Genomic DNA, 24694 nt, shown 5'->3' with positions numbered 1-24694 from the left:
GTCTGTACATTCGAGGTGTTTAACTCGTATAAAATAAATTAAAATGTAACAATTTGTGAAGTTTCCATGAGGAGTGTCAGGACTAGTAAAAAAAGAGGAACTACCTGGACAAAATAAAAATGGCTCGGTATGTGAACCGAACCATTAATTTTAAATAGAATGATATGTTATTTTTTAAATGTAACTTGTTGAACTTGTTCATTCATTTGAACAGTCGTTACACTTGGTTTCGTTTCCGAAATGATTTTTCCGTTACGAACCGAATATCGCACAGGAACTTGGCGACGGATCGCATCATATTCATCTTCAGCGTGAAGAACAATGAAATTCGCTACTTTTCCTTCTTCAATGCCATACTGATCTTCAATGTGTAACGTTTTTGCGCTATTCTTCGTAATAAGGTCGATCGAATTAACGATCTGATCATAGCCTAACAGCTGACAAACATGAATTCCCATATGAAGAACTTGCAGCATGTTCCCTGTTCCAAGTGGATACCAAGGGTCAAAAATATCATCATGCCCAAAGCAGACGTTAATCCCTGCCTCTTGTAATTCCTTCACTCGTGTAATCCCTCGTCGTTTCGGGTACGTATCAAAACGACCTTGCAAGTGAATGTTCACAAGTGGATTAGCTACAAAGTTAATGTTGGAAAGTTTTAACAGACGGAACAGCTTAGAAGTATAGGCATCATTGTAAGAATGCATCGCTGTAGTATGGCTCGCCGTCACACGCTCTCCCATCCCGAGACGATACGCTTCGGCGGCAACAACTTCTACGAAACGTGATTGTTCATCGTCAATTTCGTCACAGTGAATATCAACGAGACGATCATATTTCTCAGCAAGAGCAAACGCCTTTTTCATCGACTCAACACCATATTCGCGAGTAAATTCAAAGTGCGGAATGCCTCCGACGACATCGGCTCCCATTCGAAGCGCTTCCTCAAGTAACTCTTCCCCGTTAGGATAGGATAAGATCCCTTCTTGAGGAAAAGCAACAATTTGTAAATTAACATTTGAAGCGATTTCTTCTTTTACTTCTAACAAGGCTTCTAAGGCAATTAAAGAAGGATCCGTCACGTCAACATGTGTACGTACATGCTGAATTCCTTGTGCCATTTGCCAAGTTAATGCTTTTTTAGCACGCGTTTTTACATCTTCTTTCGTTAACGACTCTTTTCGCTCTGACCAACGTTGGATACCTTCAAAAAGTGTTCCACTTTTATTCCACTCAGGCTCTCCCGCTGTTAGTGTAGTATCCAAATGAATATGGGGCTCTACAAATGGAGGAAGGACAAGATTACCCTCCACATCCAAAATTTCTCCTTCATATCCTTCTACATTTTCAGAGATCATTTTAAATTGATTGTCTTCAATTAAAATTTGCCAAAGGCCATCACGGCCACGTAATTTTGCGTTTTTTACTAACAATTAATTCACCTTTTTCTGTTCAATGACTACCTCTTCTTGTTTGTTTCTACGGGTTTGTATTAATGTGAGCACAACATATGCAAGAGCTGATGCGAAAAGTGCATTTAACGGTGCTATCCCTGGAATAAATGTTGCCGCTAAAACCCCGATCACCCATGCCGCTAATGCCGTCCAGTTCACGACTTTGATTGCACTTTCTTTTAAACCTTGTTTACGGCGAACAAGAAAGTAATCTGCTAAAATAATCGCACCGATTGGCGGTAATGTTGAACCTAAAAACGTTAACCAACCAACAAAGTTATTGTACAGCCACATCGCGAATATCGTACCAACAATCCCGTTAAAAATGACAACCTTGTTTTTAGAGATCTTTGTAATATGTGAAAACCCTAATCCCGAAGCATATAACGCATTGTCATTCGTTGTCCAAATATTAAGGCCTAGGATAATAATAGCAGGAATGATTAGCCCTTGTAAAAACATCACTTCTGAAATATCAGATTGCCCTGTTGCAATCGCACCGACAGCTCCAAAAAGAAACATTAATGAATTTCCAATAAAGAAAGCAATCACCGTTGTAAAAAATCCTGTCTTTTTCGTTTTAGCAAAACGAGCGAAGTCTGGTGTTAATGTTCCCGCACTAATAAACGAACCGATACAAATCGTTAAGGCTGCAGCGATCGCGATCGTTTCCGTCGGTTGATACTCGAGTAGTCCACCAAGACCTCCAACCGTATTTGCCGCTTCGAACGTCGAATAAGTACCTAGTACAGCAATCGATGGTACAGCGATAATACTTAAAACCGTTAGTGCTTTCATTCCAAGATAAGCCGTTGCTGTCATTAACACACCAGCAATCGCAATTAAAATATAAGAGTCAATACCTGTCACTTTTTGTACAGGTAAAGCAAACATCGCAACGCCTACTCCAAACCAGCCGACTTGTGTTGCCGCTAGCATGAATGATGCAACATAAGAGCCTTTTTCACCAAACGCGTAACGAGCTAAAAGATGTGTCGATAACCCTGTTTTGGCACCGATATAACCTAGCGTTCCCGTATAAAGACCAAGAATTAAATTTCCAGCAATGACGACCAAAATAAACTGCGTAAACGTTAACCCTGCACCAAGACTTCCCCCAGACCACATACTAGCTGAGAAAAAGGTGAGTCCTAGCATCACCGCGAACATTTTCCAAAATCCTTGTCGAGCCGATTGCGGGACAGGTTGTAGGGCATAATCTCGATCAACTGTTTGTTTCATAATACATTCCTCCAATTATTAGGTTTCTGGCACCATGGAGGTTGAAGCTCTCGTTACAATCGGTGGTTTTTAGACAACAAAAAAGGTTTCTCATCAACCTTTTTTGCTGACAAGAAACCTAGATACGTATAAATAGACAAGGCTTCAAAAGACACACGAATCCCCTATCTGTAACGACCTACCTTGTCAGCCTCACAGGACTGAATTAAAGGTACCAGTATTAAATTAAGATTATTATCTATGAAACTTGAAATTTTGTCAATATAGTAATTTCAACTTAATCTTAAATGGATCAATGAATAGTGCAAAACCGTTGGTGCTGTACTCATAGGCTATACCTATTTCAAAAAATTATAGGTAGTTACATACCCTTTCATCCACCCAAACAAAATTATTCTAGCTGGTGTAGGAGTGGGACTCTTGTTAAGCGGACTGAGAGGCCTTTATTTGTTACAATATCAATGATTTCGCGGTCGGAACGGACTGAGAGGCCCTTATCTAGCATAATAGCGTCGATTTTTACGTGATTTATAGGAAATAGGGGCCTCTCAGTCCCCTAACACTTCTCCAATGGCGGATTTTCTGAAAATAAGGGCTTCTCAGTCCCCTAAATAAATCTCACCCACCTGCCAACGGGCTCACAGCCGTCTTATTCAAAACTTTAACTTGATCGGAAATACAGTAAGAGAACTAATTCAAGGCCCACCTAAACGTTTTCATCTCCCATGGGTAAAATGATGGAGGTGATGCACTTATCTGTGACGGAAAGTAAATCGTGGGATGCATCTATCTAGACTGTCTAGCACATTAAAATATAATAGGAAAACACACCACATCATCGACATACTATTTACAGGGGTATTTAAGATACGGACACACATCATGAATAACAGAAAAAAAAGCTTAGTCATGCGGATTCTATCTTACGCAAACTAAGCTTTTATCTTGGCTATTAGAACTGAAGTTATCAAACATCTAACTCTTTCAAACGAATATTTGAAAGCGCTACCATTTTAAGATAAGATAAGGAACACTGCAGAGATGATAATCCCTGTGTATAGTAGAGTAATCACTGTAAAGCCCATAATATCCCGTATTTTAAGCCCAGCAATTGCTAATAACGGTAATGCCCAGAATGGTTGAATCATGTTGGTCCACGCATCCCCCCATGCAACAGCAAGGACAATTTTCGCTGGGTCAACGCCTAGCTCGATGGCAGTCGGTAAAAAGATTGGTGCTTGAATGGCCCATTGACCACCACCAGAAGGAACAAACATATTTAAAATTCCAGCTGCAAAGAATGTGAAAAGTGGTAATGTTTTGGTCGTTGCTATATCTGCAAAAAGATTAGAAATCCAAATAGCTAGCCCTGAAGCTGTCATCATCCCCATAATTCCAGCGTAGAATGGATATTGAAGAGCAAATTGTCCAACACTTCCTGACGCTCTTTTTAAACCAGTTCCTAGTTCTTTAACACTTCCGTAAAGGAGGAGTACAAATGTTAAGAAAATTAAGTTTACCGTATTTAGATCTAGTGCAAAACCATTTGTGTAGAAATGATTGATCAGATAAGCTAACCCTAAAATTCCACCAATCATAACAATACTTCGACTGCGATCTAACTTATCATTAATGGCATTTCTCTTTTCTTCTTTAACTTCTTCTGCTTCTTCCTGGAGTAACTTTTGATCAATAATAAAACGATCCTCTTTCTTTTTTGGATGTATCATTTTCATAATAAAAGGTAACGTAAAAAATACAATACACACGATTACAATATTAATTGCAGAAAATAATGTTGTTGATGTAGGAATGATGCCTACCATTTCTTGAAAGTTATGACCTTCTGTAGCTACGAAAAGTGCTGGTGAAGAAGATAAACCACCTTCCCAAATTACAAAACCAGAGTAACCTGCAGCAACCAGTACTCGGTAATCTACATCATGGACTTTTTTTGCTACTAGCTTTGCCATAATTCCAGCTACAACAAGTCCAAATGCCCAACTAATAAGTGATGCAGCTAACGCAGAAAAAGTAACAACGATGATTGCTGTATTTGGTGTTTTACATAGGCCTGCAACCTTTTCAAGACCACGAGCAACTGGTTTCGTGAGTGCAAGAGCATAACTCATAATAAATGTTGTAATGATTTGAGCAGTAAATGTTAATAGTGACCACATTCCATCTCCCCAATAAGTCATCATCTCAAAGGGACTACTACTAGTAATAAAAATTCCACCTAAGAAAGTAATTACTGTTAATAGAACAGCAAATACAAACGCATCTGGAAGCCACCTCTCTGAAATTTTAGAAAAGAACATGGCAACTTTCGCTAACAAATTATCCCCTGTACCTTTACGAGGTAGATTTTGTTGTGGCATTTGTTCAGGTTTCATAGTATACACCCTCTCATAGATTAAAAGTTATATTAAAGGGCGATAGTCCCACCCTTATTAGCATTTACACCTTTTTGTTTAAATCACGAAGTTTAGCTTTTTGGATTTTCCCAACGGAGGTACGAGGGAATTCATCTATGAATTCGATATACTCCGGAACTTTAAATTTAGCTAGTAATCCTTGACAATGTGAAATGACCTCTTTTTCCGTTAAAGGAGCTCCTTCTTTCAGGATGACAAACGCTTTAAGGGCGACATCGCGAATCTCATCATCTACTCCAACAACTGCGCTATCCGCAATTTGCGGATGTTGATTTAATGCTGTTTCAATTTCACTCGTCGCTATATTTTCTCCTGCGCGCTTAACCATATCTTTCAAACGATCGACGAAGTAGAAGTAACCATCCTCACCTACTCGAGCATTGTCTCCTGTATAAAGCCACCCGTCCTGTAAGGTCTTCTTAGTCGCTTCTTCATCGTCATAATAACCAAGCATTAACGTGCGTCCTGGTTCACCTTTAACAATAATTTGACCTACGTCACCTGTAGCTACATCATTTGCATGTTCATTGACAAGCCTCACCTCATACCCGAGCCCAGGGTTGCCAATACTCAGGTTTTTACAAATCCCGTCTATCGGATTCATGAGTGGTGTTCCAATCGTTTCAGTCATCCCATAAATTTGTGATAATTCCACATGATATGTTTGTTCAAATTCAGCGAGCTGTTCTTCAGTAACAGACTGTGCAAATATTATTTTCTTAAGCTGATGATCGCATGTATTACCACTTCCCCGGCGCAGGATCATTTTAATAGGAGCTGCAAACAATGAGCCGATCGTAGCCTCAAACAAAGCAGCTTGCTCAAAATATCGAGAAGCACTAAACTTCTCTGCTATTGCAACCGTACCACCAACAGTTAATAATGGCATCGTTAAATAATATTGGCCATTTCCATGGAACATTGGAAGTACAACTAAACCACAATCCTGTTCAGTCATCTTTAGCATTCGTGACATGTATTCACCCGCATATATATAGTTAGCGTGTGTGATCATTACACCTTTTGGATTAGAAGTTGTACCGGATGTATATAAAATGGCAGCTACATCATCACTATTAATATCAATTGGTCTACTATAAGTTGAAGCAAGGTTCATTAAATGATCTAAATGTTTATCTTGATGTTTTGTTCCTTTATACCTAGAAAGTAATATCTCCACATTTAGGTCTGTAAACTTTTCAATGTATTCTTCTTCAGTAATAACCATTATTGCTTTAGAATGAGTGACAAGAAAATTCATCTCCGCTTTAGCTGACAGAATATTTGTCGGTACCATAACCGCTCCCATTCCAGAAATAGCAAACCATGAAATCATAAAATTCATTGAGTTCGGCAAGTGTAGTAATACTTTATCTCCCTTTTTAATACCCATCTCGTCTAGTACCGTCATCAGTTTCCGAACTTTTTCTGCAAACTGTTTATAGGTAGCCGTTTCAATGGTACGATCATCCGATTCTACTTTTAGAAAAGTTTTATATGGATTTTGTAGAATTTGTTGTTCAAGTAAAGTGTTTAATGTTTTATTTCCAATAATATCCACGGTATTCCACCCCCATTAGAATTTAAAGCGCTTTCATTTATCCGGAAGTAAAAAAGTATAACTCCTCCTTTTCTAACTGGAATTAATAATATACAATTTTTAGTAGTGAGACATACTACAGTCTCTTTTATAAAAAAACAGACTGTAGTCTCTATAAAACATTTAAACAGACTGCAGTCTCAATGTCAATATTTTCTGAATATTTTATAGAAATGAGTGGATGTCATTGACTATTAAACATAAAAAAGGACAAGAAACAAAAAAGAAACTTTTAAATACTGCTCTACATTTATTTGCTGAAAAGGGATTTGACAATGTTTCCGTTGATGAAATAGTAGCAACAGCCTCTTCCTCAAAAGGTGCATTTTATACTCACTTTAAATCAAAGCATGAAATTTTCTTAGAAAAATTTAAGGAAATGGATAAGTTTTATGAGTCATATTTTTCGACTCATGACCAAACTCTTACAGCTTACGATCAGTTGCTGTCTTTCTTTAAAGCTTTGATGACATACATGCGAGATGAAATTGGATTAGACATGCTAAGAGTTATCTATATAAATGAGCTTAACCCTAATCGAACGAGCTTTTTTACCAATCCTGATCGTACCTTATACAAAGTTTTGACTACTTACTTCCAAAAAGGAATCGATGAAGGTGATTTTAGAACAGATGTCACTGCGGAATATATGACGAAATGTATGGCACGAATCGTTCGAGGATTAATTTATGATTGGGGACTATACAAAGATGAAGTGGACCTTGTTCAAGAGTCAGCTACTTATTTACGCTATTCTTTAGATGGATTTGTAAAGAAATAATTTTTTGTAAAGATCCATCTAGTTTGATAACCGATTATAAATTTATCTTCGGCTCATCTAATGAAATCATGTTTTTTATTGGTTATTTTCTTAGTATCATCCTAGGTCTCACCCTTAAATTAACATTACTCGACAATATTCGTGTAGTCACTGGGTACACTAGTTAGGGTGCGTTAGTTAAAAAGAACATCACTGGTTTTTACCATATTTCAATAAAGTGGGCACCCCATAAAAAACAAATATTCCTACAATGGCAGATAGAAAGATATCAAGTCGGATGACTCCCATTATATAGAGTAAAACCAATCCAAATACAACGAAAAGCCTCCAATACAAAACAAAATTCATAAAGTTCTCCTTTTTATTAATCCACTAGATAACTAATTTATGAGGCGAAACAAATTCTTGCTAAATTCCTAGTTAACACAATAGCAAAAGGGAGTTGTTGTTATGACAACTCCTTTATTCCGTTCAAGTTACCCACCTTCATGTTTAAGAAGTTAAATGATAAAGATTATTTTTTATTCAATAAATACAAAGTGGCTGCAACCTTTTAAGATTATTAAACTAGTTTGCGATAAAAAAGAAATTACTTTAATAACCCTGTGATCAAGAAAAAATTAATCTCTATCTCTTGCCTTCTGGGTATCTCTAATATTCTTTTGAACTGTGATGGCTGCAAATAAACTAAGAACAAATGCCATGCCATAAAAGCCCTTTTCGCTTAGAACGATACTTCCTGCATTGTATAAACCGATTCCCATTAACGAAACTGATATAATCAGTGCAAGCCAACTAATGCCATAATAAATACCAGTAACTGGGATACCTTCATCTTTATCCCTTACTGCTTTTTGCAAAGATACTGCAGCGTACAGTCCAAAAACTAAAATAGCGAAATAATACCCTTTTTCATTCAGTTCCATTGATGCATTAAACAAACCGATGAGGTAACCTGTTACACCTATTAACAACGCAGCCCAAGTAGCCCCTTTAAAAGCGGTAGTCGGTTCCCCGACTTTTCTCTCTTCTTTCATTATGGAAGCAGTTGGTTTTTCTTTTTCGTGATCAAATACAACCTCGTTTTCACTTGACATTAACTATTTCTCCTCCTTCTGTACAATTATTAAAAAGGAGCACTACATATTACTGCAGAGCCTACCTCATTTATTATATAGAAATTTCTTACAAATAATAGATGTTTTTCCTTAATTTTCAATAATAAATGAAGATTTTCTCCTTTTGGTTTCAAAAGGGAAAGAATCGGTCAGATATGATCAGAACTAAAAACCCGCTCATATTTGAAGGTAGCGGGTTTTTATTGTTCAACAACATCAGTCCGTTGTATCCAAGGCTGCCTGAACAGCCGGACTAATTTCCATGTGAGGATAATTAATTCGTTCTTCAAATTCTACCCAATCGAGATTTGCCATCAGCAGCAGGTAACGTTTACCGCTCGCTGGGTCACTGATGATGATATGGTCACGGCCAGCCGTTTCAACACGCCCTTGATAAACCATTGCATTCCATCTGTTGTTCCCTTGGTAAGTAAAGTAGAAGGTACCAACCTTGCCTTTGTTAAAGCGCAGGATATTTTCGATAAATGATTCTTCCACCCTGCCTGTCGGTAGCATCTGTCCAGTTCCCATCGGAACAACTGGCACAGAATATGCGGGTCCAGAATGCATATTCATCGGGAAACCAGTTGGCTGTTGTGTGGCAGGTGCTTGCATCATAGTAGCTGGATAATAACCAGGGGAATAGCTCATTGGATTATAACTAGAATTTCCACAAGTCATGATAATGTCATCTCCTTTTTATTAATCATCTATAAAACTCTGGGCAATAGCCCGGTACACCGACATAGAAACAATGATTTTTGTGTGCAAAATCGAACTGAGTCATGGGTGATCTTGGCATCGTCGGGGTACAAGGGTCACGGAATGCTTGCCCTGGACTCGGATTAAAAAACCACAAATTCATTCGGGCTCGAGGATTCCTATGACCATTCAACAAATTCCGGGCCCTCTGCAGGTCTTCTTCTGTGGGACGCTGTGTATACAAGGCTCCATTTAAAACAGGCTCAAAGTGAGGTATTCCAGTTCCTGGTATCTCATGATAGATAGCATGTCTGATATTACGTAAATTTCTGAAGTCAGGTTCACAATCTGCCTCAACCCGATTGGCCACAACCGTTCCTACCATCTCCATCCCTTCGGCGCCTTCACCAATCGCCTCTGCCAGCATAAGCCTAGCTAACGCATCCACGTCATTGGAAGTATGTTTTATTCGTCTACCCATTTTCTCACTCCCTTCAGCTTATACAGTAACTTATTGCCTAAAGTCCGTTTTCGTAGCTTGCCTATCCGCCCAAACTTTGAAAATTGCACATTAAAAGCAAAGAGTCTTGTCCCTTCTTAGATTTTCAATACATAAATAGGATTAGTTGAAAGTTCGGTTGTGAAATACAAAGCACAATACTCAAGGGTGTTAATCGCCTAATATTAGACAATAAACTGCACAGAAAAACGCAGAGGTTTTTAGCACCCTCTGCGCTGACAAGTCTCGATTTAATAAAGTTCCATCTAGATCAAATATTTTAGCTTTATTAATTTTACCTCTACTCTCTCCTGTAATCGATTTTAGTAGAAAGAAATAATTTATTTGGTTTCGCCGATTAGATGATCAAGCAAATGATTTACGTTGCCGCTCAAAAGTGCATTGGCTAAATTTTATCGAAATGAGGAAGAAACCGGTTCGAAAAGAGAGGAACTGATCCCATATTCCCACAATACGTAAGTTCAAGAACTGCGAATTACAATTCAGCTAGTCCTTTGAAAAGTTCAACCGCAGTTTCGATGATCTCATCTCGGAAATCATAGTGTACGGTATGGATATGAGGATAATCGTCCCCATTTCCGATATAGCAGATCGCACCCTTTGTCTCTTTTAAATAGTGACCGAAATCTTCGGACGCCCGAAAGGCTTTCTTCATCTCAACAAGTTGCAACCCTTTTTCTTGACAGACTTTTCGTATCTTATCCGAACTTGATTTGTGATTTACCGTTTCTGGAAAGGTATCATTGTATAAGAAACTCGTTTTCAGTCCGTATTGTGCTGATAGAGAAACAGAAAGATCTTCAAGATACTTTTGAAGCATCACTAATTCTTCTTCATAAAAAGCACGGATGGTTAATAACAATTCTCCCTTGCTCGCCGATATGCCAAACGCTCTTTCCCCAATATCGACATGAACTACCGTACAAAGTACCATCCCTTTGTTCTTCTTTGCCGCTGTAAACTCGGGAATGGAATCAATGATCTTTGCGATTGCAAAAGCCGGATTGATCCCATCTTCTGGTTGACTGGCATGTGCGTGAGCTCCTTCCATACGAATGGTCATTCCCTTCGATGCACAGTGAGCAGTCCCATCAATTACATGAATTGAATTCAAAGCCATACCACTCATATTATGATAGGCAAAAATTTCATCAATGTTATGATCCTTTATAAACAAGACACACTCGGCTGCGCCATCCCCTGTTTCCTCAGCATGTTGAAACAAGAAATAAATGTTTTTGTCAGCACCTTTCTGATCGACTTCAAGAGCAAAGCCAGCTAAACAAGCGGCATGACCATCATGCCCACATTTATGAGAAACGCCTCGGATCTTTGAAGCATGAGGGATATCAATCGTTTCTTCGATAGGAAGCGCATCAAAATCAGCCCGGAACGCAATGTTCTTTTTACCTTCACCTGCCCAATAAATCGCATAAAACCATTGACCCTTATCTACAATTTCTAGTTGGGTATGTTTTTTTAGAAAATCAATTAGATGCTGTTTTGTCCAAACTTCTTGATTAGAAAGTTCAGGGTGCTGATGTAATTCATGACGTAATTTTTTGGTTAACTCTAGATTATTCTTTTCCATGAATCTCTTCCTTTATTTTAAAATTGATGGTTAATCGCTTGGGTCCATTGTAATTGATAGGCTCCTTGATCTTAGTTTTAAGCTGTTATATCTATTCTTTTAAATTTTTAATAGATCACTTTCTTTGATGAAGTAAATGCTCCTCATTGTCTACCCCGCCACTCATTAAACTCCAATGATTTTCTTTTATTATAAAATAGTAATTCTGTCATAAACAACCAATTTCAATACTACTTTAATCTCTATGTAAACATATTGTAATACTATTCTATTTTATTCTCTCATAAGGATAGAGTTGTAGAGTTACATTAGAGCTCACAAAAAACAGAATTACTAGGAGGAGAACTATGAAAAAACTAATTTTCTTACTAACATTGCTGGCTGCTCTATTTTTTGCCGCACCAGTTTTGGCTTATACAGTTGAAAAAGGTGACACAATGACGAAAATTGCACAAGAACATGGCTTAACATTAGATGAATTAGCAGAGGCTAACCCGCAAGTTAAAAATTTAGATCGGATCTATGTCGGTGAGCATATACATATAGGTAAACGTAAAAACAACTTCAACCCACCAAAGCAAACAAGCAATTCAAATAACGTAAGTCGTAGTAAAGGGCCAAGCAACGCTAATACAGAACAAAAAGAAAACTACGCTAACAAACTAAAACTCACAGAAGCTGAACTCGATTTATTGGCAAGAATTGTACGAGCCGAAGCCCAAACCGAACCTTTTGAAGGAAAAGTTGCAGTCGCCGATGTCGTTTTAAATCGACTTGAAAGCTCTCAGTTTCCAAATACTATAAAAGAAGTGATTTATCAACCTAGGCAATTCCAACCTGTAGCCAACGGTCAAGTTAATAAACCCGCTGATCAAGAATCCATCAAAGCAGTACAAGCCGCCTTATCCGACATGAGAAATATCGCAAAAGGTTCATTATTCTTCTACAATCCAGACATTGCGACGAGTCGTTGGTTAGATTCTAGAGAGACAACCATTGTGATTGGACAACATGTATTTAAAAATTAAATCCTATGTTTATTTTTAAAGTGTCACTGTTATCATAATCCTGTAAAGCTATGATGATCACTATGACATGATTGTCTATAAAAAAATGAGGCCGCTCATTCTTATGCGGCACTGAGAAGCCCTTATCTATTACAAAATCAATGGTTTTCGAACGTTACGGCATTGAAAGGCCCTTATCTAGCAAAAAATCAATGATTTTTACCTGTTTCATAGTGAATAAGGTCCTTTCAGTGCCACAAACACCTCTCAAATCCCGTTTTAATGAAAATAAGGGCTTCAGGAGACCACAATAGTTGAAAGTCCACTTTCTACTAATTTATCGAGTCTCATGACACCACCTTTCGTACAACACGATCCATTATATATAATGAATTCAAAGAAACCTTAAATGGTAGTCACAACATGCGTCAAGAGCGGCTGACCGAATGAACGTTAAATAGACAAAGAAGAAGTAACCATCCTATCCACTGGGCGAAGCGAAGGCGGTTACTTCTTCTTTTTATTGGCGACATATGTGCAAGAAGGGCTATATCAGTCTGTTAGTTCAATTGCTCCATCATTTTTCCGTACCACAATTTTGTTTCCTGACTGTCCCTTGAGTTTATAAACAAATAATCTTCACCTTTTTCAACGAAAATAAAAGGAGGATGATTACGGTATAAATATAATCTGCCACCACCTAACCCTTCCAGGCGGAAGTGACCTTTTAATCGATTAGCAAAAGAAAAACCATTTGTTCTTACTTGGACATTGGGGATCGTATCGACTAATTCAACATTCGTAATTTCATCCAAAGGCCACTCTACTCCGTAAAATCCACTAACGTGCAATCGATCATCCGAAATTGTCACTTCATTCGGTTGAATACCAATATAAGCAACCCCTCCTAAAACACCAAACGTAAACACGATCGTAATGATTAAAATGATCGAATTACGCTTCTTATTTTTGGTCGTATCTAATTTACCGATATAGAGTAAGCGGGTAAATAAATAAATGATCATGATGAGCCATGAAAACTCCACCATATATGGAATCCTCATTAAATATAAAGCTAATCCACCTAGTAAAATAAAACCGGAATTTATTAGTGCTCTGCCTGCTGCTTGTGGATAGCCATTTTGAATAAGTATCTGTTGATCTTCCTTAGATTTCGCAGAAAAACCAGATAGAAGAAAATAGGCTTCTCTTTTAACAATGAGGTACCCTAGTAGAAAAAACAATAAAATCATAAATAGTTGGATTATTGTAAGTGTGATCAAATTATTCCGCTCCCTTGTATAATTTGCTTTCCAAATCGTCTACTCGTTTTTCTAGTTTTTTTATTTTAGATTTAAATTCAAAATAGAAATATACAGCCAGTACCAGCAATACAGAACTAATTATTTCCACATCAAATCCCCCTCTTAAGCTATCGTTTTTTAATACGGTTTAAAAAAATGGTGAAGCTCCGAACATCACCTATAATAATCTCAAAAATTTTGAAGCAGACTTATCAAATAGTCTTGCCAACTCATAAAGGGTATCGCTAGACCCTCATGCTTTTCATTATTGAAGCAGACCCTCTATTTATGGTACAGCTTTTCTTCTTTCTTCAGTTGGTTAATCCTTCTCATATACATGATCACTGCGAAACCGAGAAGTAGAATAGCAGCCCAATTTAGTAATGAAACATACATATTAATACGAGAGATAGTCATATTATAAATAGCTGGGATGAGATTGATAAAAATAAAGAGACTCATAAATGTTACGATATTGCTATAATGCTTAATCTTGGACTTGTAGTCGGAAAAAATTTCAAAAGGACCATCTGCAGCTCTTTTGCGAAAATAAACCCAGCGCATAGAAGAAGCAATATACTCTACCTCGTTTTCCTTCATAAATTCAATATATTCCTTACTTTCTTCGTGATTTGGTAAATTATCCAATAATTGAATTCGATAGCAATACTCTGCTGGTTCGCCCTGTTGAAAAAAATACGTTGGAAAACTATAGTTCACTAGGTGTAAACCTTTAGCAGCCATTTCATTCAACCACTTTTCTTCTTTTTCATAGTCGATAAAAATTTTCTTCTTTTTAATTGTCATTCTTCTCACCCCGAATAAATTGATTTCCGTTCCTAACTAGCCCTTCTAAGCGTTCCAGTTCCATTTGAAGTATTTCTTTTCCTGTTTCTGTTATTTCATATTCTTTTCTCCTGCTGTCTTCTTTTTGCTTTACTGGCTTGATCCAGCCCTTTTCCAGTAAAGATTTAATTGCCCCATATAATGTTCCGGGACCTAATTCGACTCTCTCTTGACTAATTTCCTTTACAAATTGTGTAATTCCATACCCGTGCATTGGTTGATTTAGTGCGACTAATATATAATAAATAGCTTCTGTCAATGGAACATGATCTTTATTAACTTTCATATGCACCCTCCTACAATAAATATCGCAAGACGTTATATCGTCTAACGATACATCATAAGACGATTATATCGACACCCGATACATTTGTCAATAAAGTGAAACTTTATTCAGTGGGGGGTTCCTTCTTCCCCCACTGAATATTAGTTGAACCAATCGGGTTGTTACTGAGGCCCACACGATGTGGGTCACACAGACGTTGCCACAGGACGTGGCGACCTTAGTCTGTGTTCAATCGTCTCCCACTTAACCTTTATCGCATCCTCAAAGTCTTGAAGTGGGAGTCTTAGCGCCAGTTAAACAGGATAAAGTAAATTCACATCATCTAGCCGCACAATCAAGGACTGTGAGAGGAAGATGAGGGAAACTGAGCAGCACGCAAATTGTATTTCTAAAGATAGGTAAACTCAAGGCAAAGTGATCTTCTCTCCGTAAAGCAGAAATAGGGATCCCATATGATGAGATCCCTACATGATTAGTTTTGATTGTTGCTATTTTTCTACACCTAAACTTTCTTTTGCCATTTGCTCATATTCTTTTAAACCCGATGTTTCTGCAAATTCGGCAATATCGATGGCAGAAGTTGCTTGCTGCTCAATGATATGCTCTTTCATGAGTGGCCATGTAACTCCACCTGCTGCTTTATAGGATGCAATGATTTGTTCTAACGCCTGTTCACCGAAGATCATATAAGGACCGACAAAATCTTTTGACACATCTGTTACTGCTACTTCAGTCCAGTCGATTAAACCAGTCACCTCGGCTTGTCCATTAATAAGTGTATGTCCCGCATGAATATCACCATGAATGAGCCCGGTATGCTTTGGCCACATCCTGTCATTGTCCACCCAAGCTTGCCACCTTGCCCATAATGTTTCACTAACACCGTACTTTTCTTTTACTCCGGTCATTCGTTTTATCATCTCTGCTCTCGCTTCATCGGCCGTCTGTATTTTTAGTCCAGGAATAGTCAATAACTTCTTAGGTACGTGATGCAACTCTGCTAATACCTCACCTAGCGATATGAGATAGTTTTCCGGAACATGATTTACATCGAACTCCCAAATATAATCTTGAATGCCCGGATCTACAGTCCCTGCTGGTGTACCTGACAATTGCTTATAGGCAATGAAGTCTTCTGTATATACCGACCATACTGGCACTTCAAATGAAACATGCCGACTCACCACATCTAACACGTTCTTTTCTACAGCCGTTTTCACCATCGAGTCTTCTCTTCTCGGTAACCTCAAAATCCATTGAACCCCTTCTTGATCGACAACATGAACAACTTGAAAGTCCAAGCCTGACTCGTTGATTTTTACAGAACTCTCCTCTAGTAAAATCCCATTTCTATATGCCATTTCTTTGATCTCTTTTACTTTTTTATTCATATCGTTAAACCTCTACTTTCTAAAATTAAAATTGTTGCTCTTCCATGTGAATGACAACATCAGATCTACGACCAATGACATTCGATCGTGAGAACAATAACTTTTCACCAGTGTTTCCCAAAATAAAAAAACACAGGACTGCTGCCTGTGTTTTTGAGTAAACGGATAGATAGCTAATTTATGGATCTTACGTACAGTCGTCTCACCCCAAATAAGCCAACTTCTTCTACAAAAGAAGAGCAGACCAATGGCCAATAGCCTCATTTATTTTATACTTTTCCCGTTAAGCAGCATTAGAAGAACTCGGCTATCGCCAAGACACAGCGAAACCTTAGAGTTGTTCTTTACCTCAATCCTATAGGGAAGTTTTTCTAAAAGTATAAAAAGAAAGGCAGAACGAATCTGCCTCTCTACATATAGCATATAATTATGCAAAATGAAGATTATTAAAAAAGGACAGACTGATCCCGTCTACTCTGCCTACACAAGCAGAGCCTTTGAACATATGAAATTACTTGTTCAAAGCACGGAACCGAATTCTAGATGGTAACATTTTTTAATAATCCTCCTTAAACTTTAAAATAAATTACTTACAAAATTTTAATGCTAGATTGTTATTATGTCAATAGGACATCACGATTTGTCCTGGGATTGTAGGTTAATCCGGTTTCTATTTAAATTATTGAGAGATGGCTCAGGATCCACTTGGATTAACTCATCATTCATATTCATATAATCCGAATGTTTTTGTTTCCCCACAGACTTGTATCTAATATGAACTTCTTCTAAAAATTCAGACATTTCTTCTTCTGGAGACGACTGTTTCATGCCAGATAACCATGTCTCGAGTCTATGGGTTCCTCTTTCAGTGATTTGACACAGATCTTCAAGAGATCGGACCAACTCACTTAAACAATCCAATCCATTTCTCAATATAACAATCCCTTTTTCTTTTGCGCTTTCAACAGAGTGTTCCATCCTGTACAGGTTATCCTTATACTGAAATTCAATATAGCAACTGCTGCGATTCCAATTGAAATTGTAATGGGAATCATCAATTTTTAACCGCCTCATAACGGCTATTAGCCTTCTTTCACACATTTCTTGTTCATTATGGAACATCTTTTTGAACATACCTTTCACCTTCCTTGAGCGATTTTTAATCCTTTTCTCCTTATACCAATGATTTCTACAAAATCGACAAAATCCCTGTCAGAATTTTTTGTCGATTTATTTTTTCAAAATAAGGATGAATTAAAGGAGCTCGAAACATAGGAAAAAACTACGCCTTTTCATAGATTAGTGAAAAAGGAAAAAGGTTCTTTTTCATAAATATTGTAAAAAAATAGTATCCAAATACTCCCTAAAAGTTAAAAGGTTATCATGAAAATGACTAAATCGTACCGTTTCTAATTCCATTGTGCGTATGTATTTGAATGTTCTATTACTGTTGCGGTTAGTGACAGTGACTAATATCAAATAACTTCACTATGTGCTTATAAATGATCATTAGTGAGGTATCCTAACACCTGCCAGTTTACAAAAGGGAGTGCAACTATGAACATTCAACGATACGAATTACAAAAATTAGATAAAGCACAAGAGGAGTTCGCACTGGTTGTACACCTTGATGACCACCAAGTGGAATTTGCTAATGAACTAGGAACAAAACCTCAATCCGAAAAAAAATTAAGAACGATTGCGCTTAATATCGTATACGCAAAATATCCAGGCATTAAGGTAACAGTCGTTAAAGTAATGGTTGGAGGAATGCTCGCAACCACTCTCCCACTATTAACCAATACCCAAACTGTGTCAGGACAAACATCTACGGATTCCTCACAGTCTACTCAAAATACATCCATTTATTATCAGGTCGCCCCTGGTGATACACTTTGGATGCTATCAAGAATGTATGGAGCGCTAACAATCTGCGAACGGACGTACTACAAATCGGGCAAATTTTAACCATACCAAATGGAACAAGTTCGACAGCACCATCAAATACGGTTCAAAATGGCTCAACTGCTCCTGTAACGATAAGGAACATCAACCATACGGTACGTTCAGGAGATAATATGTGGAATATAAGTACACAATATGGGGTGCCTTATAATGATTTACTAAGACATAACAATATGACAGCACAGAGTACATTACGAATTGGACAAGTAATACAAGTGCCGCAATTCCAAGTTCCTGTTAGGCCAGTTGTCTCAGCAAGACATGGTGAAGTGTTAGATTGGTGGACTGAAGCAAGGTATGTGTTCTCAACTGGAAAAGTTGCAACCATAACAGACTTTCAAACAGGAAGACAATTTCAAGTAAGGCATACAATGCGTGGAAACCATGCAGACAGTGAACCTTTAACATCAAGGGATGCTCAAATCGTGCGGGAAATTTGGGGTGGCAGTTATTCATGGACACCGAGAGCCATAATTGTTGAAATAGACAGAAGACGTTTAGCCGCTGCTATGCATTCTATGCCGCATGGAGATCAAATCATTCGTAATAACAACTATAATGGACATTTCTGTATCCATTTTCTAAATAGTCAAAGACACAGTGATGGCCAAGTTCAATCTTCTATGCAAAGGCAAATCGAGATTGCTGCTGGAAGGTCGATTAGATAGTCATTTATTAGCAAAGGAGCTCTTTTTTAGCTCCTTTTTCATTGAATTCTATAAGTCGACGACACTCTATTTTAGCAAGACCCATCGTTAGCCAGCGTTTACCTCATTTGCAGTTATAAACCAAGAAAAGGAACCGATTGTTAAAATCGATTCCTAAAAATTCATCTCAAGTATTTTTTTTAAACTCACTAAAAGCCTCACGTTGCAGAAGCTAGTGTGTTTATCCTTAAATTACCCGGATTACAACCTTAGTTGGCGTGTTAAATAGAAACAACCGCTTCTTTTATAGGTGTATTTCCAGTTACGATCTGAAATTGCTTACCAATCGTTGTGTCATTTTCTAAAGTGGCCATGATGACGCTTGCTACGTCCTCTCTTGGAATTTCCCCTCTGTCTACTTCGTATGCAGCGTTTACTTTTCCTGTACCTTGATCATTCGTTAGCAAGCCCGGATGGATAATCGTATAGTCCAAATCGGAACGCTTTAACCATTCATCGGCGTAATGCTTGGCTGCCACATAGGGTGCAAACGACGGTGGCGCAGCTAAAATGGCTTCACGTCTCGTGTCAAATGAGCTAATCATAATAAAACGCTTCACCCCAGCAACTTTTGCGGCCTCAATCGTTTTCACAGCACCGTCCAAATCGACCATTATGGTTTTGTCTTTCCCTGTATGTGCCCCTGATCCTGCTGTAAATACAATGGCATCCACTCCCTCAGCTGCTTTGGCAATGGACTTGATATCCTGTTCTAGATCGACCACTACGGTTTCCGCACCCAAATTTTCAAAAAAGGCCGATTGCTCCTGATTACGGATCATTGCCTTAGCTTTTAAACTATCACTATTTTGCATTAATGTAACAAGATGTTTTCCAATCTGGCCATTTGCGCCAACCACAAGAACTTTCATGATCTCCACCCCTTCTAAGAAATATAATGAATCCAACCTATTATGAATTCTGTACGTTCATCGTAAATCAAAAAGAAGTACTATGTCTAGAAACCAGCTTACAGCAAAACGTTCAGCGGTGACAGACACTTCTCCTGCATGATAAAATTATTTAAACAACTCAGACTTGGAGGGATGCTTGATGTGGAAGTGGATTGTGATTTCACTTTTTATCATAGGTAGTTTAGGATATTGGGGATATAACTTTTTTATAAGCAAAGCCTCTGAAGTCTTGGTGGAACAAATTACAAATGATATTTTAAACGATGAGGAAGAATACAATAAACTCATAAACGACCCGCACATACAAAATCTAATCAATGAATTAGATGAAAATGACACTGCTGAAAACTTACCTTTCCAAACAAAAGAAGATGCAATGAAGACGATTTTAAGAGAATTCTCAACGAGTGAGATCAATGAAGTGAAAGATCAAGCACTCCGCGGAAACGTTAATACCCTTGATGTTCTGAATAAATTGCAAGAACGTCTAACACCTGAAGAAGTCGCAGCTATTCAGGTCATTTTAGCAAAAGAATTACAAAGTCAATAAAGAAATAAAAACGCGTAATAGCGTAAAGCTTTTTCTATGGGTTTCCTTGAGCAAAATTATGAATGAATGAACCCTATGACATGGAAATTAATCATTAATTCGGCGGATCCACTTCGCTAAGCGGCACTGAGAAGCCCTTATCTGTGACAAAATCAATGGTTCAACGATGTAACGGCACTGAAAGGCCCTTATCTAGCAAAAAAACGATGATATTTACGTGATTCATAGGAAATAAGGGCTTCTCAGTGCCGCAAACACCTTTCAATCCCCAATTTTATCAAAATAAGGACCTCAGGAGACCCCAAAGACCAAAGGAATTGACCGTGGCCCGCACAAGCGGTGGAGCATGTGGTTTAATTCGAAGCAACGCGAAGAACCTTACCAGGTCTTGACTCAGGAGACCGCAAAGACTTGATCAACCCTTATCTCCAACGTTCGAAGCCCCTCTCTTTTTGCTTCTTTTTCTTATACAAGCCCTTAATGACCCTTTTATGACATCGCTGGAAATTTCAACAACAATTTATTTAACGTAAAAAGATGAGATAAATATTAAACAACACATAGAAGGCCACAGTAATGCTATGGACAAACCAGTATTCCTTTCGTTCTTTCTTTGGGTAAGTGAAAAGGTAGATATAACCTATAATCATCCCCACAGCGAATAATATATTAGCAGATATAAGCCCAGCCTTAACGGAAATATAATCGTGATCGCCGCCTAAATAGGAGATGACAAATAGAGATGCAATTAGAAAAATAAGATACCCATTAACAATCTTTTTTGCTTTTTTTGAGCTTATAAACGTTATTTGCATAGGCTTCACTCCCAAGGTGCTTTATATTTATTTCTCCTTGCTTAGTCTCGTACATGATGTTTTAATAACTACTTATCCTTTTTTTATAGTACCTCAAGTCTTACTCTTTTAAAATATTACTAGATAAAATTCGTGATGTGCTTTTCGTTTGGCAAATGAAAAAAGCAAGAGACCCGTTCCCCTTGCTTCTTTGCACGTTTTTCATTTAATGATTAAGCAAATACTTGGCTTGCCTTCAATAAGCTGTTTCTTGCTTCGATATATTCCTGATGAAGTTTATCAACAAACTCTCCTGCACCTGTCACTTCGTTAATCACACCGATTCCTTGACCTGCCCCCCAAATATCCTTCCAAGCCTTTGCTGAACCGTCTCCAAAATTCATTGTGGATGGGTCACTTTCAGGAAGGTTTTCAGGATCTAAGCCCGCTGCACGAATCGATGGAGCAAGATAGTTTCCGTGAACTCCTGTAAATAAATTGCTAAGCACAATATCATCAGACGTGGACTCAACGATAGCTTGCTTGTATTCCTCTGCTGCTCGTGCTTCACGAGTAGCGATAAATGGTGTACCGATATAGGCAAAATCAGCACCCATCGCTTGAGCCGCTAATATCGATTTTCCATTTGCAATAGAACCTGCTAACGCTAATGGACCATCAAACCATTGACGAATTTCTTGAACTAAAGCGAATGGACTCTTGCTTCCAGCATGTCCACCTGCCCCTGAAGCAACGGCAATTAGACCATCTGCTCCCTTTTCAACGGCCTTATGTGCAAACTTATTATTAATGACGTCATGTAATACAATTCCGCCATAGCTATGAGCAGCTACATTTACATCTTCACGGGCACCTAGAGAAGTGATTATAATTGGTACTTTGTATTTCGCACAAAGCTCCATATCATGCTCAAGTCGGTCATTTGACTTGTGTACAATTTGGTTAATGGCAAATGGTGCTGCTGGACGATCTGGATTTTTCGCATTGTAATCAGCTAGTGTCTCCGTGATCTCGGCTAACCATTCATCTAGTTGCGAGGCTGGTCTAGCATTAAGGGCAGGCATAGAGCCCACAATCCCTGCCTTACATTGTTCAATTACAAGCTTTGGATTACTGATGATAAACATTGGTGATCCAATGACTGGAACTCTTAAAGATTTCATGACAGATGGAATGTTTGACATTCTAACTCCTCCAATTTCTAAAAGATATTTAGTGAAAATAAATAGTTCATTGGGAATAAGAAAAGAATCAAGCTGACTTTACGAAAATAGAAAACGTTTTCAATAAACCCTCATACTAGTAGTACTATATTTATAGGGTTATAGTCAAGTAATTTACTGAAAATTCAAATGAATAGTTAGGGGTCATAGAGACAGTTCTTGTGAATCCTTTGTTTAGCGAAAACGTAAAAGCAAGGAAACGTTTCACTTGTTTCTTGGTAAGAGGACTGAGAAGCCCTTATCTGTGACAAAATCAATAGTTTCACAATCGTAACGGACTGAGAGGCCCTTATCTAGCAAAAAAGTGTTGATTTTTAGGTGTTTCATAGCAAATAAGGGCCTCTCAGTCCCACAAACACCTCTAAAAGGGTTTTTATATGAAAATAAGGGCCTCAGAGTCCTCAAAAATTTCAGAACCCCTCTATCAGCTTCTCTTTTTAAAAGTACTCGACCCTATCTTGACGAAAAGATCACTATCAAATAAAAAAAAACGGTGTCACTATGAAGAAAGTTCTCTAATATTAAATAACCTGTTCCCTCTAAAAGGGATTCCTCTACTAATGTTGCTTTAAAACTATACCCTCAATCACATTGAAAAACCATCTAGCACAACAAACGGCTAGATGGTTCTCTTTTTTACACACTACTCTTCTTTTGATCCGCACTTCGATAAAATTGAAGCGGTGCTAGGCTTTCAGGTAGTCGTTGAATTGATTGGTTGACCGCGTCTAACTTTTTTTCGACGCGATGCAGCAAATAGAGGGTCACCATCACAGGAAAACCAAACTCACTCAAAAGCGGCAGCCACATTTCCATCGTTTGTTCCTCCTTACGTTATTAGAGTATAGAGAAATACGGACTGAGCCCGCCTTACTAATAAAACAAGGTGAATGCTACTCAGCCGATTTTGACTTTCGGAAAGGAGTTAGCGAAGTCTCACTAATCGCTCGGCGCTGAAGCTAGACACCTTCAAATTGTAAAAAAGGAAGAGGCCAAGCCTCCTCCCTTCCAAACCATCATCAATTAAAACTCAATCGTTTCAACCGTGCGATCAACAACCCGCGCACTTTTTTTCGTTACCAAATTACCGCCAGACGATGTAAAAGCATTTTGTGCGATAATTTCATCCATCGCTGCACTAATAGCAGCTGGATCCACTGGATAAACAGGGTTGTCCAATGAAATTGTAACGGTTTTAGCTAATTCGTTTTCAAATACTAATTCCAATTTCTTCGTCATCTAAGTTCCTCCTTTCTATTCATTAGTCTTAGATCAAATTAAAGATCAAGCGCATACGTGTTGGCACGGTCCACTTTATAAGGCGTCCAGCCTTGAAGCGGAATTAACGCATCGGCAACAGCTTTTAACTGTTCGTTTGTAGCAGCTGTTTTAATGTTATTGAAGCTCTTCGTTTTCAAAATCGGTTCCCCAATTTGGTTGTAACCTGACTCAAACACAATAACTAAACGTGAATTCGAAAGCATCCTTGTCACCCCCTTTCACTATGTATATATGGAGTTGAGGATGAAAACGGTGAGGGTGGATATAAAAAATTTATATTGATGAATTTTTGGAGCTGAGATTAAGGTCGAACGTAAAGGATTTTGGTTTCTTCCTCTAGAAGGTCCGAATGTAAAAACGTAGATTGTATATCCTAAAAGTGCAACGAGATATTCCTTCTAATAAAAGGAGAGGAAATGATGAATAATTTTTCTAACAAAATCGATATCGGTGAATTAATAGCAGTTTCTGATTTTTTCGGATTAAATACATTTCGAATGCTCAACTTTCTAGATGATGGTGTAATGGAAGTATATGAAACGAAGGAAGCTTTCACGAAAATATACGGGAACGATGAAGAAGCGGCTGAAAAAATAGAATGGGTCGAGTTAAATAATGGAAAAATCTTCACTAAACCCAAGGGGGAAATGGAATAAGGAGGCACTTGTATGCCATATCAAAAACCGAATGAAAAACCGGGTCCTATGATGAACCCCAATATTACTGGAACTGATCCGCAAAAAGTTAAAAAAGAAATCCAAAAAGATGTAAGCCAAGGTCAAGGGGCAATGACTGCTCGTGAAGCCGGAGCCATGCGAAAGTAGAAAGCTTATAGCACATAAGTCAGCAATTGTAGATGATAAGAAAACACACCAAATATTGTTCAATTGGTGTGTTAATACTATTTTAATTCATTGGACAAACGCCTACATTCTACCTATGCGGACTTGAGAAGCCTC

Annotated in this window: 27 protein-coding genes; 7 read left to right on the top strand and 20 right to left on the bottom strand. The window is 38.0% G+C overall.

The window, feature by feature from the left end; all coding sequences use genetic code 11:
- Positions 1-167 precede the first annotated feature (167 nt).
- The 4 genes from ACNSTQ_RS18690 to ACNSTQ_RS18675 all read right to left on the bottom strand — a co-directional run bounded on the left by ACNSTQ_RS18690 (position 168) and on the right by ACNSTQ_RS18675 (position 6695).
- A complete protein-coding gene (locus ACNSTQ_RS18690; protein ID WP_418201309.1) occupies positions 168-1433 on the bottom strand; it encodes a cytosine deaminase in 1266 nt (421 codons plus the stop codon).
- Positions 1434-2696: a cytosine permease gene (codB, locus tag ACNSTQ_RS18685; protein ID WP_275118961.1), complete on the bottom strand. Its 1263-nt coding sequence runs from the start codon at positions 2694-2696 to the stop codon at positions 1434-1436.
- A gap of 1013 nt (positions 2697-3709) precedes the next feature.
- A complete protein-coding gene (locus ACNSTQ_RS18680) occupies positions 3710-5092 on the bottom strand; it encodes a short-chain fatty acid transporter (RefSeq protein ID WP_418201308.1) in 1383 nt (460 codons plus the stop codon).
- Positions 5093-5156: 64 nt separating this feature from the next.
- Entirely contained in the window at positions 5157-6695 is a 1539-nt protein-coding gene (locus ACNSTQ_RS18675) for an AMP-binding protein (protein ID WP_418201307.1), read from the bottom strand.
- A gap of 226 nt (positions 6696-6921) precedes the next feature.
- On the opposite strand from ACNSTQ_RS18675, the gene ACNSTQ_RS18670 reads away from it, so the two are divergent.
- Positions 6922-7515 (top strand): TetR/AcrR family transcriptional regulator, encoded by a 594-nt coding sequence (locus ACNSTQ_RS18670; RefSeq protein ID WP_418201306.1) that lies wholly within the window; start codon positions 6922-6924, stop codon positions 7513-7515.
- A 620-nt stretch (positions 7516-8135) separates the two neighbouring features.
- Here the strand turns inward: ACNSTQ_RS18670 and yiaA are convergent.
- From yiaA to ACNSTQ_RS18650, 4 genes are all read right to left on the bottom strand, one after another.
- Positions 8136-8552, bottom strand: a complete 417-nt coding sequence (gene yiaA, locus ACNSTQ_RS18665) for an inner membrane protein YiaA (RefSeq protein ID WP_418201333.1) — start codon at positions 8550-8552, stop codon at positions 8136-8138.
- 297 nt (positions 8553-8849) lie between these two features.
- Positions 8850-9314: a spore coat protein GerQ gene (gene gerQ, locus ACNSTQ_RS18660; protein WP_418201305.1), complete on the bottom strand. Its 465-nt coding sequence runs from the start codon at positions 9312-9314 to the stop codon at positions 8850-8852.
- A gap of 25 nt (positions 9315-9339) precedes the next feature.
- A complete protein-coding gene (locus ACNSTQ_RS18655) occupies positions 9340-9762 on the bottom strand; it encodes a cell wall hydrolase (RefSeq protein ID WP_418201332.1) in 423 nt (140 codons plus the stop codon).
- A gap of 568 nt (positions 9763-10330) precedes the next feature.
- Entirely contained in the window at positions 10331-11446 is a 1116-nt protein-coding gene (locus ACNSTQ_RS18650) for an amidohydrolase (protein WP_418201304.1), read from the bottom strand.
- 347 nt (positions 11447-11793) lie between these two features.
- On the opposite strand from ACNSTQ_RS18650, the gene ACNSTQ_RS18645 reads away from it, so the two are divergent.
- Complete coding sequence (locus tag ACNSTQ_RS18645) at positions 11794-12474, top strand: cell wall hydrolase (protein WP_418201303.1); 681 nt, start codon at positions 11794-11796, stop codon at positions 12472-12474.
- A gap of 539 nt (positions 12475-13013) precedes the next feature.
- Here ACNSTQ_RS18645 and ACNSTQ_RS18640 read toward each other — a convergent pair.
- The 6 genes from ACNSTQ_RS18640 to ACNSTQ_RS18615 form a co-directional block, all read right to left on the bottom strand.
- A complete protein-coding gene (locus ACNSTQ_RS18640; RefSeq protein WP_418201302.1) occupies positions 13014-13736 on the bottom strand; it encodes a DUF3784 domain-containing protein in 723 nt (240 codons plus the stop codon).
- Between the two features lies 1 nt (position 13737).
- Positions 13738-13866 (bottom strand): hypothetical protein, encoded by a 129-nt coding sequence (locus tag ACNSTQ_RS18635; RefSeq protein WP_418201301.1) that lies wholly within the window; start codon positions 13864-13866, stop codon positions 13738-13740.
- A 173-nt stretch (positions 13867-14039) separates the two neighbouring features.
- On the bottom strand, positions 14040-14564 hold the full coding sequence (locus ACNSTQ_RS18630) for a DUF2812 domain-containing protein (protein ID WP_418201300.1): 525 nt from the start codon (positions 14562-14564) through the stop codon (positions 14040-14042).
- The gene (locus tag ACNSTQ_RS18625; protein WP_418201299.1) at positions 14554-14889 is read right to left on the bottom strand and encodes a PadR family transcriptional regulator; all 336 of its coding nucleotides are present in this window, start codon (positions 14887-14889) and stop codon (positions 14554-14556) included. The genes ACNSTQ_RS18630 and ACNSTQ_RS18625 overlap by 11 nt, the downstream gene beginning before the upstream one ends.
- A gap of 488 nt (positions 14890-15377) precedes the next feature.
- A complete protein-coding gene (locus ACNSTQ_RS18620) occupies positions 15378-16280 on the bottom strand; it encodes a macrolide 2'-phosphotransferase (RefSeq protein WP_418201298.1) in 903 nt (300 codons plus the stop codon).
- 633 nt (positions 16281-16913) lie between these two features.
- A complete protein-coding gene (locus ACNSTQ_RS18615; protein ID WP_418201297.1) occupies positions 16914-17414 on the bottom strand; it encodes a hypothetical protein in 501 nt (166 codons plus the stop codon).
- A 423-nt stretch (positions 17415-17837) separates the two neighbouring features.
- On the opposite strand from ACNSTQ_RS18615, the gene ACNSTQ_RS18610 reads away from it, so the two are divergent.
- Complete coding sequence (locus ACNSTQ_RS18610; protein WP_418201296.1) at positions 17838-18248, top strand: hypothetical protein; 411 nt, start codon at positions 17838-17840, stop codon at positions 18246-18248.
- Positions 18176-18913 (top strand): LysM peptidoglycan-binding domain-containing protein, encoded by a 738-nt coding sequence (locus ACNSTQ_RS18605; RefSeq protein ID WP_418201295.1) that lies wholly within the window; start codon positions 18176-18178, stop codon positions 18911-18913. Before ACNSTQ_RS18610 ends, ACNSTQ_RS18605 begins: the two co-directional genes overlap by 73 nt.
- A gap of 260 nt (positions 18914-19173) precedes the next feature.
- Here ACNSTQ_RS18605 and ACNSTQ_RS18600 read toward each other — a convergent pair whose 3' ends face one another.
- The gene (locus ACNSTQ_RS18600) at positions 19174-19824 is read right to left on the bottom strand and encodes an SDR family oxidoreductase (protein WP_418201294.1); all 651 of its coding nucleotides are present in this window, start codon (positions 19822-19824) and stop codon (positions 19174-19176) included.
- A gap of 181 nt (positions 19825-20005) precedes the next feature.
- Here ACNSTQ_RS18600 and ACNSTQ_RS18595 point away from each other — a divergent pair, with 181 nt between their 5' ends.
- The gene (locus ACNSTQ_RS18595) at positions 20006-20416 is read left to right on the top strand and encodes a hypothetical protein (protein WP_418201293.1); all 411 of its coding nucleotides are present in this window, start codon (positions 20006-20008) and stop codon (positions 20414-20416) included.
- Between the two features lie 524 nt (positions 20417-20940).
- On the opposite strand, the gene ACNSTQ_RS18590 is transcribed toward ACNSTQ_RS18595, so the two are convergent.
- The 5 genes from ACNSTQ_RS18590 to ACNSTQ_RS18570 all read right to left on the bottom strand — a co-directional run bounded on the left by ACNSTQ_RS18590 (position 20941) and on the right by ACNSTQ_RS18570 (position 23938).
- Positions 20941-21231: a hypothetical protein gene (locus tag ACNSTQ_RS18590; RefSeq protein ID WP_418201292.1), complete on the bottom strand. Its 291-nt coding sequence runs from the start codon at positions 21229-21231 to the stop codon at positions 20941-20943.
- Between the two features lie 212 nt (positions 21232-21443).
- Positions 21444-22415 (bottom strand): NAD(P)H-dependent flavin oxidoreductase, encoded by a 972-nt coding sequence (locus ACNSTQ_RS18585; protein ID WP_418201291.1) that lies wholly within the window; start codon positions 22413-22415, stop codon positions 21444-21446.
- A gap of 675 nt (positions 22416-23090) precedes the next feature.
- Entirely contained in the window at positions 23091-23270 is a 180-nt protein-coding gene (locus ACNSTQ_RS18580) for a YvrJ family protein (RefSeq protein ID WP_418201290.1), read from the bottom strand.
- Positions 23271-23477: 207 nt separating this feature from the next.
- Positions 23478-23693 (bottom strand): DUF2922 domain-containing protein, encoded by a 216-nt coding sequence (locus ACNSTQ_RS18575; RefSeq protein ID WP_418201289.1) that lies wholly within the window; start codon positions 23691-23693, stop codon positions 23478-23480.
- A 38-nt stretch (positions 23694-23731) separates the two neighbouring features.
- Entirely contained in the window at positions 23732-23938 is a 207-nt protein-coding gene (locus ACNSTQ_RS18570; protein WP_418201288.1) for a DUF1659 domain-containing protein, read from the bottom strand.
- A 216-nt stretch (positions 23939-24154) separates the two neighbouring features.
- On the opposite strand from ACNSTQ_RS18570, the gene ACNSTQ_RS18565 reads away from it, so the two are divergent.
- Complete coding sequence (locus ACNSTQ_RS18565; protein WP_418201287.1) at positions 24155-24391, top strand: hypothetical protein; 237 nt, start codon at positions 24155-24157, stop codon at positions 24389-24391.
- A 12-nt stretch (positions 24392-24403) separates the two neighbouring features.
- Positions 24404-24559 (top strand): hypothetical protein, encoded by a 156-nt coding sequence (locus tag ACNSTQ_RS18560; RefSeq protein WP_418201286.1) that lies wholly within the window; start codon positions 24404-24406, stop codon positions 24557-24559.
- The last annotated feature ends 135 nt before the right edge of the window (positions 24560-24694 follow it).

The sequence above is a fragment of the Alkalihalobacterium sp. APHAB7 genome, from assembly GCF_048323755.1.
In the GTDB taxonomy this organism is placed as follows: domain Bacteria; phylum Bacillota; class Bacilli; order Bacillales; family Bacillaceae_F; genus Alkalihalobacterium.
Note: the sequence above shows the minus strand (reverse complement) of the source record. Positions and strands in the feature narration are given on the sequence as shown.

Coding starts and splice junctions, on each gene's coding strand:
- codB (WP_275118961.1), bottom strand. CDS start 2,696: ATGAAACAAACAGTTGATCGAGATTATGCCCTACAACCTGTCCCGCAA.
- ACNSTQ_RS18680 (WP_418201308.1), bottom strand. CDS start 5,092: ATGAAACCTGAACAAATGCCACAACAAAATCTACCTCGTAAAGGTACA.
- yiaA (WP_418201333.1), bottom strand. CDS start 8,552: ATGAAAGAAGAGAGAAAAGTCGGGGAACCGACTACCGCTTTTAAAGGG.
- gerQ (WP_418201305.1), bottom strand. CDS start 9,314: ATGACTTGTGGAAATTCTAGTTATAATCCAATGAGCTATTCCCCTGGT.
- ACNSTQ_RS18655 (WP_418201332.1), bottom strand. CDS start 9,762: ATGCTGGCAGAGGCGATTGGTGAAGGCGCCGAAGGGATGGAGATGGTA.
- ACNSTQ_RS18650 (WP_418201304.1), bottom strand. CDS start 11,446: ATGGAAAAGAATAATCTAGAGTTAACCAAAAAATTACGTCATGAATTA.
- ACNSTQ_RS18645 (WP_418201303.1), top strand. CDS start 11,794: ATGAAAAAACTAATTTTCTTACTAACATTGCTGGCTGCTCTATTTTTT.
- ACNSTQ_RS18630 (WP_418201300.1), bottom strand. CDS start 14,564: ATGACAATTAAAAAGAAGAAAATTTTTATCGACTATGAAAAAGAAGAA.
- ACNSTQ_RS18625 (WP_418201299.1), bottom strand. CDS start 14,889: ATGAAAGTTAATAAAGATCATGTTCCATTGACAGAAGCTATTTATTAT.
- ACNSTQ_RS18620 (WP_418201298.1), bottom strand. CDS start 16,280: ATGAATAAAAAAGTAAAAGAGATCAAAGAAATGGCATATAGAAATGGG.
- ACNSTQ_RS18615 (WP_418201297.1), bottom strand. CDS start 17,414: ATGTTCAAAAAGATGTTCCATAATGAACAAGAAATGTGTGAAAGAAGG.
- ACNSTQ_RS18610 (WP_418201296.1), top strand. CDS start 17,838: ATGAACATTCAACGATACGAATTACAAAAATTAGATAAAGCACAAGAG.
- ACNSTQ_RS18600 (WP_418201294.1), bottom strand. CDS start 19,824: ATGAAAGTTCTTGTGGTTGGCGCAAATGGCCAGATTGGAAAACATCTT.
- ACNSTQ_RS18595 (WP_418201293.1), top strand. CDS start 20,006: ATGTGGAAGTGGATTGTGATTTCACTTTTTATCATAGGTAGTTTAGGA.
- ACNSTQ_RS18590 (WP_418201292.1), bottom strand. CDS start 21,231: ATGCAAATAACGTTTATAAGCTCAAAAAAAGCAAAAAAGATTGTTAAT.
- ACNSTQ_RS18585 (WP_418201291.1), bottom strand. CDS start 22,415: ATGTCAAACATTCCATCTGTCATGAAATCTTTAAGAGTTCCAGTCATT.
- ACNSTQ_RS18580 (WP_418201290.1), bottom strand. CDS start 23,270: ATGGAAATGTGGCTGCCGCTTTTGAGTGAGTTTGGTTTTCCTGTGATG.
- ACNSTQ_RS18575 (WP_418201289.1), bottom strand. CDS start 23,693: ATGACGAAGAAATTGGAATTAGTATTTGAAAACGAATTAGCTAAAACC.
- ACNSTQ_RS18570 (WP_418201288.1), bottom strand. CDS start 23,938: ATGCTTTCGAATTCACGTTTAGTTATTGTGTTTGAGTCAGGTTACAAC.
- ACNSTQ_RS18565 (WP_418201287.1), top strand. CDS start 24,155: ATGAATAATTTTTCTAACAAAATCGATATCGGTGAATTAATAGCAGTT.
- ACNSTQ_RS18560 (WP_418201286.1), top strand. CDS start 24,404: ATGCCATATCAAAAACCGAATGAAAAACCGGGTCCTATGATGAACCCC.